The sequence below is a fragment of the Luteimonas notoginsengisoli genome, from assembly GCF_042648885.1.
In the GTDB taxonomy this organism is placed as follows: domain Bacteria; phylum Pseudomonadota; class Gammaproteobacteria; order Xanthomonadales; family Xanthomonadaceae; genus Luteimonas; species Luteimonas notoginsengisoli.
In genome coordinates this window covers 909768-923885 of the sequence record NZ_JBHRYF010000008.1, presented here as the reverse complement: position 1 = coordinate 923885, position 14118 = coordinate 909768, and the positions used below count along the sequence as shown (strand labels likewise).

General features: G+C 68.9%; 9 protein-coding genes. 4 read left to right on the top strand and 5 right to left on the bottom strand.

What is annotated here, in order from left to right; all coding sequences use genetic code 11:
• The first annotated feature begins 3 nt into the window (after positions 1-3).
• Positions 4-1233: a multifunctional CCA addition/repair protein gene (locus tag ACFOM9_RS12010; protein WP_386710846.1), complete on the top strand. Its 1230-nt coding sequence runs from the start codon at positions 4-6 to the stop codon at positions 1231-1233.
• A gap of 22 nt (positions 1234-1255) precedes the next feature.
• Here ACFOM9_RS12010 and ACFOM9_RS12005 read toward each other — a convergent pair whose 3' ends face one another.
• The 5 genes from ACFOM9_RS12005 to ACFOM9_RS11985 all read right to left on the bottom strand — a co-directional run bounded on the left by ACFOM9_RS12005 (position 1256) and on the right by ACFOM9_RS11985 (position 7142).
• Complete coding sequence (locus ACFOM9_RS12005; protein ID WP_386711072.1) at positions 1256-2347, bottom strand: acyltransferase family protein; 1092 nt, start codon at positions 2345-2347, stop codon at positions 1256-1258.
• Positions 2348-2538: 191 nt separating this feature from the next.
• Positions 2539-3678, bottom strand: coding sequence for an N-acetylglucosamine-6-phosphate deacetylase (gene nagA, locus ACFOM9_RS12000; protein WP_386710843.1), 1140 nt, complete (start codon positions 3676-3678; stop codon positions 2539-2541).
• Complete coding sequence (locus ACFOM9_RS11995; protein ID WP_386711069.1) at positions 3678-4685, bottom strand: SIS domain-containing protein; 1008 nt, start codon at positions 4683-4685, stop codon at positions 3678-3680. Before ACFOM9_RS11995 ends, nagA begins: the two co-directional genes overlap by 1 nt.
• A 44-nt stretch (positions 4686-4729) precedes the next feature.
• On the bottom strand, positions 4730-5860 hold the full coding sequence (locus ACFOM9_RS11990) for a LacI family DNA-binding transcriptional regulator (protein ID WP_386710840.1): 1131 nt from the start codon (positions 5858-5860) through the stop codon (positions 4730-4732).
• A gap of 10 nt (positions 5861-5870) precedes the next feature.
• Positions 5871-7142: a sugar MFS transporter gene (locus ACFOM9_RS11985; protein WP_386710837.1), complete on the bottom strand. Its 1272-nt coding sequence runs from the start codon at positions 7140-7142 to the stop codon at positions 5871-5873.
• A 425-nt stretch (positions 7143-7567) separates the two neighbouring features.
• Between ACFOM9_RS11985 and ACFOM9_RS11980 the strand changes: the two genes are divergently transcribed.
• From ACFOM9_RS11980 to ACFOM9_RS11970, 3 genes are all read left to right on the top strand, one after another.
• Positions 7568-8578, top strand: a complete 1011-nt coding sequence (locus ACFOM9_RS11980) for a glucokinase family protein (RefSeq protein ID WP_386711066.1) — start codon at positions 7568-7570, stop codon at positions 8576-8578.
• A gap of 109 nt (positions 8579-8687) precedes the next feature.
• Positions 8688-11405, top strand: coding sequence for a TonB-dependent receptor (locus tag ACFOM9_RS11975; protein WP_386710834.1), 2718 nt, complete (start codon positions 8688-8690; stop codon positions 11403-11405).
• A gap of 317 nt (positions 11406-11722) precedes the next feature.
• Entirely contained in the window at positions 11723-14041 is a 2319-nt protein-coding gene (locus ACFOM9_RS11970) for a beta-N-acetylhexosaminidase (protein WP_386710831.1), read from the top strand.
• Positions 14042-14118: the final 77 nt, after the last annotated feature.

Sequence of the window (14118 nt, the reverse complement as noted above, 5' to 3'; positions counted from 1 at the left end):
ACGATGCGCGTCTATCTCGTCGGCGGCGCGGTGCGCGACCGGTTGCTGGGCCTGGAAGCCGGCGATCGCGACCATGTCGTCGTCGGCCAGACGCCCGAAGCGATGCTTGCCGCCGGCTTCAAGCCGGTGGGCCGCGATTTCCCCGTGTTCCTGCATCCTGAAACCAGCGAGGAGCACGCGCTGGCGCGAACCGAGCGCAAGTCCGGGCGCGGCTATCGCGGCTTCGTCGTCGACAGCGACGCGTCGGTGACGCTCGAAGAGGACCTCGGTCGACGCGACTTCACCATCAACGCGATCGCGCAGGATGCCCAGGGCAACCTCGTCGACCCATTCGGCGGCGCGCGCGACATCGAGGCGCGAATGCTGCGCCACGTCGGCCCGGCCTTCGTCGAGGATCCGCTGCGGGTGCTGCGCGCGGCGCGCTTCATGGCACGCTTCGCGGCGCTGGGGTTCAGCGTCGCGCCGGAAACGATGGCGCTGATGCGCGGGATGTCCGCCTCGGGCGAACTCGACGCGCTGGTGCCCGAGCGCGTGTGGCAGGAGCTGTCGAAGGCGATCGCGTCGACGCGCCCGTCCGCCTTCGTCCGAACGCTGCGCGACTGCGGCGCGCTGGCTGCGGTATTGCCCGAAGTCGATGCGCTGTACGGCGTGCCGCAGCGCGCCGAGTACCACCCGGAAGTCGACACCGGCGTCCACGTCGAACTGGTCTGCGACATGGCAGCGCAGCTTGCGCCCGGCGACGCGGTGGTCGGCTTCGCCGCGCTGACCCACGACCTGGGCAAGGCGCTCACGCCGGACGACGAGTTGCCGGGCCACGTGATGCACGAACAGCGCGGCCTGGCGCCGCTGCGCGCGCTGTGCGAGCGGCTGAAGGTGCCGGTCGCGCACCGCGAGCTTGCGCTCATGGCGTGCCGCGAGCACCTCAACGTCCATCGCCTGCTGGAACTGCGCGACGCCACGGTGCACGACCTGCTCGCCCGCTGCGACGGCTTCCGCAAGCCCGATCGCATCGCGCAGCTCGCCGTCGCCTGCGAAGCCGACAAGCGCGGCCGCGCCGGCCTGCAGGACGCGCCCTACCCGCAGCGCGGCGAACTCCTGCGCCTGCACGCCGCCGCCCTCGCCGTGGGCGCGCGCGACATCGCCAGCGAAGGCCTCGCCGGCCCGCAGATCGGCGAGGCGCTGCGCAAGGCGAGGATCGCGGCGATCGCGGAAGCGCGGCGATCGGGCGACTGATCGCTCCGGCAGCCACCAACGGTCAGATCTTCGGATGCCAACCGCGCCGATCCATCCAGCGCACGACGACCCACCACAGCCCGACGAACGCGAGTGCGAATGCCAGCGACGGCAGGGTCGGTCCGAAGCGCGGCGTCATCCATGCGGCGAAGCCGACGCGATAGACCGGTTCCCACCAGCCCAGCGCGATCAACCCGTACACCATCAGCGCCGATCCGGCGTACGCGACGATGGCGTTGCTGCCGAAGGCGCGACCCAGCGCCGGCCAGCCGCGCAGGTCGACGAGCACGTGCGCCGCGGCCAGCGCCAGCAGCGCCCAGCCGCCAGACCAGAGCACGTAGGACGAGGTCCACAGGTTCTTGTTGATCGGGAACGCCTGCGCCCAGAGCGCACCAAGCAGCAGCGCGACGACGCCGGCAGCGCAGATCCGCCTGGCGTCCCCGCGCCGCAGCCAGTCGCCCGCGCGCAGCCCGAGCAGGGTGGTGGCGATCGCCGGCAGCGTGCTGAGCAAGCCTTCGGGATCGTGGCCGCGGCCGGTTGCGGAATCGAACAGGTAGGCGTGCGGGCCGAGCATCGCGGTGTCGACGCGGCTGGCGAAGTTGGTCCACGGGTCGACACCGCCGGTCCACGCCAGCAATCCCCAGTAGCCGAGCAGCAGCGCGCCGATGCACAGCCACTGCGTGCGCGCGCGGATATGCAGCGCGAGCAACCCGGCGACGGCGAAGCACAGGCCGATGCGCTGCAGCACGCCCCACGGGCGGAAGTCTTCCCTGTCGAGCAGCCACCACGCAGCGACGTGCAGCAGCAGGCCGAGTCCGATGATGCGCGCGGCGCGCCACAGCAGCGCGCGTTGCAGGGATGCGGGGCGCAGCGGATCTCGATCGACGCCGAACTGCACGCGCGAAACGATGCCCAGCGCGATCGACACGCCGACGATGAACAGGAAGAAGGGAAAGACCAGGTCGGTCGGCGTGCACCCGTGCCACTGCGAATGCAGCAACGGCGCGTAGACGTGGTCCCAGTCGCCGGGCGTATTGACCAGCAGCATCGCGGCGACGGTCAGGCCGCGCAGGGCATCGACGGAAGCGAAGCGGCGTGTATAGGTCACGGACAGTGCGTCTCCTGCACGGGCATTGCAATGCTCTGTAGGAGCGGCGTCAGCCGCGAGCTCCTTGCCGCCGATACCAATGTCGTCGTCTTATCGAAAAGCTCGCGGCTGAAGTCGCTCCCACCAATGCAGGGAACCGCAGGGCGGGGTCCGGCTGCCGTCCCGGACCACACAAGAGCTCGCGGCTGAAGCCGCTCCTACAGGAGCGATCCGGCGATCCATGCGGTGGCGACGTCGAGTTTGTCGTCGAGCAGCACGAGGTCGGCGCGATAACCCGGCGCGATCCGCCCCCGTGCGTTGTCGATCCGAAGGAACTGCGCCGGGTACAGCGACGCCATCCGCGCCGCTTCCTCCAGCGGCAGGCTGAGCATCGACACCGCGTTGCGCACGGCAGTCGCCATGTCGAGCGCGGAGCCGGCGAGCGCGCCCGCCGCGTTGCGCACCACGCCGTCGCGCGCGGTGATGGTCTCGCCGTAGAGCACGTAGTCGGGGCTGTCGGCGCCGACCGGCGGCATCGCGTCGGTCACGAGGAACAGCTTGCCGCGCGGCTTGGCCGCCAGCGCCACGCGCAGGCTGGCCGGGTGCACGTGCACGCCGTCGACGATGATCCCGCACCAGCTGCCCCGATCCTCCAGCGCGGCGCCGACCACGCCGGGCTCGCGCCCCTGCAGCGGCGTCATCGCGTTGTACAGGTGGGTGAAGCCGCGCACGCCGGCGCCGAGCCCCGCGCGGGCCTGCTCGTAGCTGGCCGCGGTGTGCCCGGCAGCCACGATCGCGCCGCGTGCAACCAGCGCGCGGATGCTTTCCGCCGGCACCTGTTCCGGAGCCAGCGTGAGCAGGGTCACGCCGGTGCCGAGCGAGGTCGCCAGTTCGATTTCCGCCGAGTCCGGAATGCGGAACTTGCCGGCGTCGTGCGTGCCCTTGCGCGCTGGCGCCAGGTACGGGCCTTCGAGATGGATGCCGAGCACGCCCGGCACGCCTTGCTCGATCGCCTCGCGCACCGCGTCGATCGCCGCGCGCATCACGTCGACGTCGTCGCTGATCAGCGTGGGCAGGAAGCCGGTGGTGCCAAAGCGACGGTGCGCCGCGCCGATCGCGCGCAACGCCGCGACGTCGGGCGCGTTGTTGAACAACACCCCGCCGCCGCCGTTGACCTGTGCGTCGATGAACCCGGGCAGCAACACGCCGCGCTGCAGGTCGTGGACATCCGAAGCGCGCACGCGCGGATCGTCATCACGCAGGACCGCCACGATATCGCCACCTTCCAGCAGCACGGCGAGGCCGTCGTGCAGGCCATCGTCGAGCAGCACCCTGCCGTTGGCCAGCGCGGTCGCCATCACACCGTCTCCGTCACCTTGTTGAGGTGCGGCGGCAGGTCGGGGTTGAAGCCGCGCCGCATCGCCAGCGCGTTGATCGCGCGATAGAAGCTCTGCACCACCAGCAGCGGCGCACATGCCGGGTGCGGCGCATCGGCCAGCGGAAGCGTGCCGACGCCCGCATCGCCCGCGGTCACCCACACCGGCGCGCCGCGCGCACGGAATTCTTCCGCCAGCGTGCGCGTCCCGACACCGGTTTCGTCGGCAAGCGCGAACGCCAGCACCGGGAAGCCCGGGCCCACCAGCGCCATTGGCCCATGCTTCACCTCGGCCGAACTGAAGGCCTCGGCATGCAGGCCGCAGGTTTCCTTGAACTTGAGCGCCGCCTCCTGCGCCGCAGCCAGGCCGAGGCCGCGACCGAGCACGAACAGGTTGCGCGAGTCCGTCAGCCCGTCGACCAGCGGCGACCAATCGCAGCGCCACGCCGCGCGCAGCGCATCGGGCAGCGCATCGAGCGCATCGAGCAGCGGCGATTCGCCTTTCCAGCAGGCGCCCAGCTGCAGGATCGCCGACAGCGACGCGAGGTAGCTCTTGGTCGCCGCCACGCTGCGCTCGGCGCCGGCGTGCAGCGGGATCACGGTGTCGGCCATCCCGGCCAGCGGCGAATCCTCGACGTTGACCAGCGCCACCACGCGCGCACCGGCGTCGCGCGCGGCCTGCGCGTTGCGCAACAGGTCCGGGCTCTTGCCCGATTGCGAGATCACCACGTACAGCGCGCCTTGCAACGACTGCGTGGCGCCATACACCGAGCCCACCGACGGCGACGCGGACGCGGTCACGATGCCGAGCTGGGTTTCCAGCAGGTATTTTGCATAGGTTGCGGCGTGGTCGGAACTGCCACGCGCGCACGTCACCGCGAACGGCGGCGGCGAACGGCGCAGGTCGGCGCACAGGCCAGCCACCACGTAGCGGTTGCGCGCGAACTGCCGCGCCACCACATCAGCGGCTTCCGCGGCCTCGCGGAACATCAGCGTCGATTCGGGCGCGGTCGCCGCCGCGGGCGTGGTCGCGCTCACGTTTCACGCTCCGGCTGCTGCGTACCGCGACCGCTGCCGTTGCCGCGTGCGCGCATCGGCGCGGTCGACCCGCGCACCACCAGCTGCGGGACGAAGCCCTGGTTGTGCATCGCCATCGGATGGTCGTCGTAGGCGTCCTGGCGCAGGCTGCCGGCCAGCAGCCGCGTCGCGTGCCGCGCGATGTCGCCGGTCGCCTGCTTTGCGGTGGTCAACGCCGGCCATGACTGCTTGGAAATCGGGCTGTCCTCGAAGCCGGCGATCGACAGCTCGTAAGGCACGTCGACGCCGGCCGATTTTGCAGCGGCCAGCACGCCGGCTGCGATTTCATCATTGGAGCCGAAGATCGCGGTCGGCGGTTCGCGCAGCGCGAGCAGCCGGCGCGCGCCGCGGAAGCCATCATCGAACGTGTAGTCACCGGGCACGACCAGATGCTTGTCGAGGGTGATGCCATAGTCCTTGAGCGCATCCTCGTAGCCCTGGTAGCGCTCCCGGCTCGAGCGATGCGCCGCGCCGCCCCAGAGGAAGCCGATGCGCTGGTGGCCAAGCTGGACCAGGTGCTCGGTGATCTCGTAGGCCGCGGCGCGGTCGTTGACGAATACGCACGGGTGGCCGTCCTTCGGATCCTCGGTCGCGGCGATGATGCGCACCAGCTTCACCCCGCGCGCGGCCAGCGCATCGACCAGTTCTTTCGATTCGGACATCGGGGCGGTCAGGACCAGCCCGGCCAGGCGCGAACGCCGGGCCCATTCGCCCAGCTCGTCGGCGAGCAGCGGCGAGCTCGCATCGCAGGGGTGGATCTGCAGGTCGAAGCCGGTTTCGCGGCACGCGGCGAGCACGCCGTTCTGCACGCCGATGATGTGATACGGGTTCGGGTTGTCGTAGACCAGCCCGATCACGTACGGCGTGGCGCTGCGCAGGCTGCGCGCGGACGGGTCGGGTTCGTAGTCGAGCTCGTCGATCGCCCGCAGCACGCGCGCGCGCGTGGCCTGCATCACCGATGGCTCGTTGTTGATCACCCGCGACACCGTCTTGAGCGACACCTTGGCGCGCTCGGCGACGTCCTTGATGGTCGGCCTTCGCGTGTTCAATGCAGCCTCCGCCCGCGCTTGTCCGTCATCACCGTGCATCCCGCGCCGATCAGTCGAGGCCGACGCGATGGCCGCGCCGGGCGTAGTAGAGGATATACAGGTAGCACGGCACCACCAGCGCCGCGAACACCAGCTGGAAATCGTGGTGCTGCTTGAACACCGCGAACAGCTGCGGGATCACCGCGCCGCCGGCGATGCCCATCACCAGCAGCGCCGATCCGGTTTCGGTGAGGCGGCCGAGTCCGCGGATGGCGAGCGGGAAGATCGCCGGCCACATCATCGCGTTCGCGAACCCCAGCGCGGCGACGAAACCGACCGAGACGTAGCCATGGGTCAGGAACGCGCCGAGCGCCAGCACCACGCCGAGCATCGCCGACAGGCTCAGGTAGCGCTCCTGCGAGATGAAGCGCGGGATCGCCACCAGCCCGACCAGGTAGCCGACCAGCATCGCGCCGAGCGTGAACGAGGTGAAGAACTTGGTCTGGTCCAGCGGCAGGTTGAAGCCCTGGCCGTAGATGCCGATCGCGTCCCCGGCCATCACCTCCACGCCCACGTACACGAAGATGCACAGGGCGCCCAGCCAGACGTGCGGGAACTGCAGCAGGCCACGTTTGCCGGCGCCGCCTGTCGCCGTGGCGTTGGCGTCCTCGGAACGGATTTCCGGCAGCGGCGAGAACACGATCCCGATCGCCAGCAGCGCCAGCAGGCCGGCCATCACCATGTAGGGCGTGTGCACGCGCGCGGCAAACCCGGCCAGCAGCGCCTCGCGCGTCACGGCGTCGGCGCCGGCAACTTCGGCGGCGAGGTCGCCCATGCCGTGCATCACGAACGTGCCGATCAGCAAGGGCGCGAGGATGCCCGCGGTCTTGTTGCAGATGCCCATCACCGCGATCCGCTGCGCCGCGCTTTCGATCGGCCCGAGGATGCTGATGTAGGGATTGACCGCGGTCTGCAGGATCGCAAGGCCCGCGCCGATCACGAACACGCCCGCCACCGCGCCGGGGTACACCCGAAGCGTCGTGTAGTGACCGAACACCAGCGCGCCGATCGCCATCGCGAACAGGCCCAGCGCCATGCCCTTCTTCATGCCGGTGCGACGCAGCACCCACGACGAAGGCAACGCGAGGCAGAAGTAGGAAATGTAGAACGCGCTGGGAATCAGGAAGGCGAGCGTCTCGCTGACATCGAAGGCGAGCTTGGCGAACGAGATCAGCGGCCCGTTGAGCCAAGTGACGAAGCCGAAGATGAAAAACAGCAACCCGATGATGGCGATCGAGCCGGTGGTGCCTGCGGATTTCGATGCGGATGCGGCGACGGCCATGGACAATGTCTCCTGTGCGCAACGGATGCGATGGCGTCGGTCGTGTGATGTCGCACCGGACAGCCCCGGGAATAACGTTGTCATACTTTTCCCGTTCCGGCCACGTTTATACGTCCCTGGCGGCTCCGTTTGCATCGCGATTGGCTTGTGCGGCGCACCATGGCGTCGTCTTTTGCTGCACTGCAGAATCCGCTAAAGCGGCTTATTACAAACTCCGTTGTCGATAAAGGAATCGTTTGGATGCAATCCACGTCATTTTTGTCGCCACTCCAGCCCGGTCCAGCAGCATTGGGTGACGGTGTGTTGACATCGTTGTCAGCGCACTCCCACACTCCGGGCCACTTCACCACCCCTGCCGCGCATGGGTGCAATGCCACACCGGAGATCACGTGCCTGCAGCTGTCACCCCGATGCCGATGGACGCCATGAATCGCGCCGATGCGCCGTTCATCGCGGCCGACGTGGGCGGCACCCACGTCCGCATCGGCCTGGTCCGCGCCAGCGGCAACGCCGCCCATCCGGTGTCCGTGCTCAAGTACCGCAAGTACGTGTGCGCGCGGTACCCGGGGCTGGCCGAGATCATCGAGGATTTCGTGTCCGGGCTCGACGGTGTGGCGGTCAGCGAAGGCGCGATCGCCAGCGCGGGCTATCCGCTCGACGACGGCTCGCTGATCACCGTGAACCTGCCCTGGCAGGTCTCGCTCGAGGACATCCGCGCGCGGCTGGGCTTCCGCGCCTTCCGCCTGGTCAACGATTTCGAGGCCGTGGCGCACGCGGCCGCCTACGTCGACGCCAGCGAAGTCCTGCAGCTCACCGGGCCGGATACCGCTGCGCCCGGCCCCACCCTGGTCGTCGGGCCCGGGACCGGGCTCGGCGCCGCGGTCTGGATTCCGACCGCCCATGGCCCGGTGGTGCTGGCGACCGAGGCCGGCCAGGCCGCGCTGACCACGGGCAACGAGCTGGAGATGGCGCTGCTCAAGCAGATGCTGGGCCAGCGCAGCCACGTGCCGGTGGAGCACGCCCTGTCCGGCCCGGGCCTGATGCACCTGCACGCCGCGCTGTGCGCGCTGCACGGCACGACATCCGATTACCGCACGCCCGACGCGATCACCGCCGCCGCGCTCGACGGCAGCGACGCGCGTGCGCGCGAAAGCCTGGGCGTGTTCTGCGGCCTGCTCGGCAGCACGGTCGGCGACATGGCGCTGCTGTACGGGGTGCAGGGCGGCATCTATCTCGCCGGCGGGATCCTGCCGCAGATCCGCGGATTCCTGCTGCAGAGCAGCTTCGTCGAACGCTTCCTCAACAAGGGGCCGATGCGCGAGGCGCTGGAGCGGATTCCGGTGAAGCTGGTCGAACACGGGCAGCTGGGCGTGATCGGCGCGGCCAGCTGGTACCTGTCCAGCGCGGTGAATGAAACGGGGAAGCAAGCGCACTAGCGGCCAGCGTGCGCGCGACGCCCGTCGCGACGCATTGGCCGGCACCAACAAGACACGGCACGACCACGCAGTCGACGCCGGCCAATCAACGCAAGACGGGAGAGAGACCATGACGTACCGCAAATCCGCACTGTCCGCCGCGATCGTCGCCTGCCTCGGCTTCGGCCTGGGCACCCAGGCCCGGGCGCAGGAAACCCCGAGCGACCAGGACCAGCCGCGGGCGGACGCCCCGGCGTCGCAGGCCGACGACACGACCGATCTCGAAACGATCGTGGTGACCGGCATCCGCGGCTCGATGGAAAAGTCGCTGGATACCAAGCGCGAAGCCAACTCGCGCCTGGAAGTGGTCACCGCCGAAGACGTCGGCAAGCTGCCGGCGCACAACGTGGCCGACACCCTGCAGCGCCTGCCGGGCGTGAACATCAGCTCGTCCAGCGCCGACGAAGGCGGCTTCGACGAAGCCGACCGCGTCAGCCTGCGCGGCACGAGCCCCAGCCTGACCCAGACCCTGATCAACGGCCACAGCGTCGGCTCGGCCGACTGGTTCGTGCTCAGCCAGGGCAGCAACGTCGGCCGCAGCGTCAGTTACACCCTGCTGCCTTCCGAACTGGTCAGCTCGGTGGAAGTGAACAAGTCCTCCCAGGCGCGTCTGCAGGACGGCGGCACCACCGGCACGGTCAACATCATCACCCGCCGGCCGCTGCAGTTCGCCGACCAGATCAGCGCTGAAGCCTCGATCGGCGCTGTGCATTCCGACAACGCCGAGAGCACCGACCCGCAGTTCTCGGGACTGTTCAACTACAAGAACGACGCGGGCACGTTCGGCGTGCTGGTGCAGGCGTTCAAGCAGAAGCGCGAACTGAGCCGCCAGGCGCAGGAAATCCCGGGCGGGTTCTTCCAGATCGCGGCCACCGACCCGGCCGGCATTTCCAACCCGGACCTGGTCGGCGTCTATGCGCCGGGCCTGCTGGGTTCGACCCTGTTCGAACAGACCCGCGACCGCAAGGGCGGGCTGATCGACGTGCAGTTCAAGCCCAGCGACAACCTGACCTTGGGCGTGAGCGGCTTCAGCTCGGAGATGAAGGCCAACAACTACAACCGCAACTTCATGCTGTGGGGCGGCAACTTTGCGAGGGCGCAGGCGCCGGACGCGGGCTACGTCGTCAGGGACGGCGTGCTGACGGAGGCCACGTACACCGGCGTGGCCGGCAGGCCGTACGCCGTGTACGACATGATCTACCGCGAAGCCACGGCCAAGAGCAACTACGCGACCTTCGACGTCGATTGGCAGATCAACGAGAACCTGAGCTCCAGGTTCCAGGCCGGCACCACCAGCGGCGAAGGCTCGACCGCGCGCCAGTTCATCGCCGAGGTGACCGTCGCTGATGGGGGCGGCGCAAGCTGGACCAGCCATGGCGCCGGTTCGCCGCTGGACTGGAGCGTCGGTGGCGACATTTCGCCGGCCGGCGTGACCAGCTTCGGCACCTGGGGCAACCAGGAAGTCACGGCCAAGGACGACGAGGACTGGTTCACCGCCGACTTCAGCCAGTACTTCAACGGCGGCACCCTGTCGTCGATCGACTTCGGCGTGCGCTACGCCGACCATGAGCGCAAGGCGCTGTCGCCGGAAGGTGCAAGCCCCGGCGACATCTGGTCCGCGCTCCAGGGCGGCGCCACCGGTTCGTATCCGGACGGGTTCGCCAGCGACATCGGCGGCAACTTCCCGCGGGACCTGTGGTACTTCACTCCGGATGCACTGAAGGAGGCGATCCTCAACAACTCCACCTGGCTGTACGACAACGACGGCCCGACCGGTCGCCACAACTATGGCGCCGAATGGACGGTGGCCGAGACCAACCTGGCCGCCTACGTGCAGGCGAATTTCACCGGCGACCGCTGGAGCGGCAATGTCGGCCTGCGCTATGTCAACGTCGACCAGGACATCGACACCTACCAGTCGGTCGCCGACCCGGCGAACGCGGACGTGTCGAGCCTGTTCGGCAACTGGATCCGCAAGTCCACCAACAACAAGCACAGTCGCGTGCTGCCAAGCGCGAACCTGAAGTTCGACCTCGCCGACGATCTGGTCTTCCGCTTCGCCGCCTCGCAGACGCAGACCCTGCCGGATTATTCCGCCCTGGGCGCGTCGAGCTGGGGGTCGGACCTCAACAAGACCGGCGGCGGTGGCAACCCGAACCTCGAGCCTGTGCTGTCGACCAACTTCGACGCCAACCTCGAGTGGTACTTCATGCCGCGCGGCCTGCTGTCGGTGGGCGCCTTCGCGATGGACCTGCAGGATTACGTGGCGTACGGCATCGAGAAACAGATGCTGTTCAGCGAGCTGACGCACCAGCTCGAGGAATACAACGTCTCCGTGCCGGTCAACGCCGACGCCAAGGTCCACGGCGTGGAAGTCGCCTACGAGCAACCCATCGGCGAGTTCTTCGGCGTCCTCGCCAACTACACCTACTCCGATGGCAGCACGTCGCATACCTGGGCCGATGGCAGCAACAACCTGCTGGGCAACTCGAAGGACACCTACAACGTGGGTGCGTACTTCGAGAACGACCGCTTCGGCGCGCGGGTCAGCTACACGCGTCGCTCCTCGTTCCTGATCGGGCTGTCGGGCGCCAATCCGTACTACCAGGACGACTTCGGCACCCTGTCGGCATCGCTGAGCTACAAGGCCAGCGACTGGCTGAGCTTCAGCTTCGACGCGCTGAACCTCAACAACCCGACGATCAAGTACTACCAGAACGCGTACATCCCCACCTCGTTCTACAACAATGGCCGGCAGTACTACTTCAACGTCCGCCTGAAGTACTGAGCGCGGGCCGGCTGCTTGGCTTCGCGGGCCCGGGATTCCCGGGCCCGCGTCGTTTCGGGGAGGCCGATCGCAGTGCGTGCCAATCCGGATCGGCTCGAAGTGGACGCTGCGATCGACGCGCGGCCGCGGATCAGCCGGCGTCGCCTTCGCTACAGTCGTCACTCCGGCGTTTCAGCACGCGAGCGTTTGTTCCAGCGGGAATCGGGAGACATCCACCTGGACGTGAAGCTCAGGACGTCCGCCCCGCGTGGCCCAGCGCAGAGAAAGGCGCACCACACCTATCATCGTTCGGCATCGTGACCCTGCAAGGAATCGCCATGAAGCTCCGACACATTCTCCTGCTGCTCGCGCTGCTGCCCGTCACCGCGATCGCAGCAACGCCGGCAGACACAGCAGGCGCAAAAGCGCCACTGTCGCTGATTCCTGCCCCCGCCTCGCTCGTACGGGGCGAAGGCGCGTTCTCGCTCCTCGCCGACACGCCGCTCGTTGCCGCGGATCCGCGGGCGGCGCGGGTGGCGCGGCAGTTCGCCGGCTTGATGCAGCGTAGCCGCGGCATCGCGCTGCAGGTGGGCGATGCGGCCACGGGCGAAGCGCCCGCGATCGAGTTCCGCATGACGCCCATGACGCCGGACGCATCGCCCGAAGCCTATTCGCTCGATGTTTCTCCACAGCGCGTTGTGGTCGCGGCCGGCGACGCGCGTGGCCTGTTCTACGGTGCGGTCACGCTCTGGCAGCTGGCCACGACCGAAGTCAACGACGGCGCGGCGACGCGCATACCCGCGCTGCGTATCGACGACGCGCCGCGTTTCGCCTGGCGCGGGTTGATGCTCGACTCCGCGCGGCATTTCCAGTCGGTCGACGAGATCAAGCAGCTTCTCGACGCGATGGCGCGGCACAAGCTCAACACCTTCCACTGGCACCTGACCGACGACCAGGGCTGGCGCCTGCAGATCCGCAAGTATCCGGAGCTCACCGCAATCGGCGGCTGCCGCATTCCTGCCGGCGACGGCGGCATCGATCCGCGTACCGGCCGGCCGGTGCCGTACTGCGGGTTCTATACCCAGGACGAGGTGCGCGACATCGTCCGCTACGCGGGCGAGCGCCACATCACCGTGGTGCCGGAGATCGACATCCCCGGTCACGCGCAGGCGGCGGTGGCGACCTATCCCCGGCTGGGCAGCGTCGACGGCCCGAGCCCGGTGTCCAGCGAGTGGGGCGTGCACAAGTATCTGTTCAACGCGGACGAGGACACGTTCGCGTTCCTCGAGGACGTGCTGGCCGAAGTGGCCGAACTGTTCCCCGGCCGCTACGTGCACATCGGCGGCGACGAGGCGGTCAAGGACCAGTGGAAGGCCTCGCCGAAGGTGCAGGCACGCATGCGCGCGCTGGGCGTGGCGGACGAGGCGCAGCTGCAGGGGTACTTCGTCGAACGCATGGCGCGCTTCCTGGCGGCCCGCGGCAAGCGGGTGATCGGCTGGGACGAGATCCTGGAGGACGACCTGCCCGCCGACGCCGCGGTCATGTCATGGCGCGGCATCGAAGGCGGCACCGAGGCCGCGCGCAAGGGCCACGACGTGGTGATGGCGCCGGTTTCGCACCTGTACCTGGATTACCTGCAGACCGACTCGCCCGACGAGCCGCCGGGCCGACCCACGCTCATCCCGCTGCGCAAGGCCTATGACTTCGAACCGGTGCCGGCCGCGCTCACCGCCGCGCAGGCGCGCCATATCCTCGGCTTGCAGGCCAACGTGTGGACCGAGCACATGCGCACGTTCGAGCGCGTCGAGCATGCGTTCTTCCCGCGGATCGCGGCGGTGGCGGAAACCGGCTGGTCGCCCAGGGCGCGCAAGGACTACGACGACTTCCTCGCGCGGCTCCCGGCCCAGCTGCGCCGTTACCGTGCATTCGGCATCGACTACGCGCAGACGCCGTTCGCGGTGCGCATCGAGGGCGCGCGAGAGCCTTCCCGGGCGACGCTGCGCGTGGCGATGTCGACCCCGCTGCAGCTTGGCGAAATCCGTTACACGACCGATGGCAGCGCGCCGACCACGGACTCGCCGCGCTATCGCCAACCGCTGTCGCTACCGCTGCCGGCGCAGGTGGCGGCAGCCGCGTTCGTCGATGGACGCGCGCTGGCAGAGCCTACGAGCCGGCGCTTCGATGCCGCGTCGCTGCTGCAGCGCGAGGACGAAGCGCTGGCGATGTGCAGCCAGGGCCTGATGCTGCGGCTGGAAGACGACGGCCCGCCCGAAGGCCCGCGCGCGATCTACAACATCGACATCTTCAACCCCTGCTGGCTGTGGCGCGATGCGCCGCTGGGTGGGATTGCCGCCGTCGAAGTACGTGCGGGTCGCATTCCCTACTACTTCCAGCTGGCGGGCGACGAGCCCAACCGCAAGTTCCGCCCCGCGCGCAGCGCGCACGGCGAGCTGGAACTGCGCAACGGATGCGAGGGCGACCTGCTGGCCAGCGTGCCGCTGCCCGCGGCGCCCGGCGACGACGGTTTCATCACCCTGCGCGCGCCGCTGTCGGCAGGTCAGCGCGCCAGCGCAAACCTGTGCATCGTGTTCACCGGCGACACGCGGCCGGCGATGTGGGCAGTGGATCGGGTGACGCTGCGGCGTGGTGCGCCCTGACGCATGGTGTCGGGGGCGTAGCCCCGACCTGCGGCAAGCCGTTGTGGGAGCGGCTTCAGCCGCGAGCCTTTCCCGCC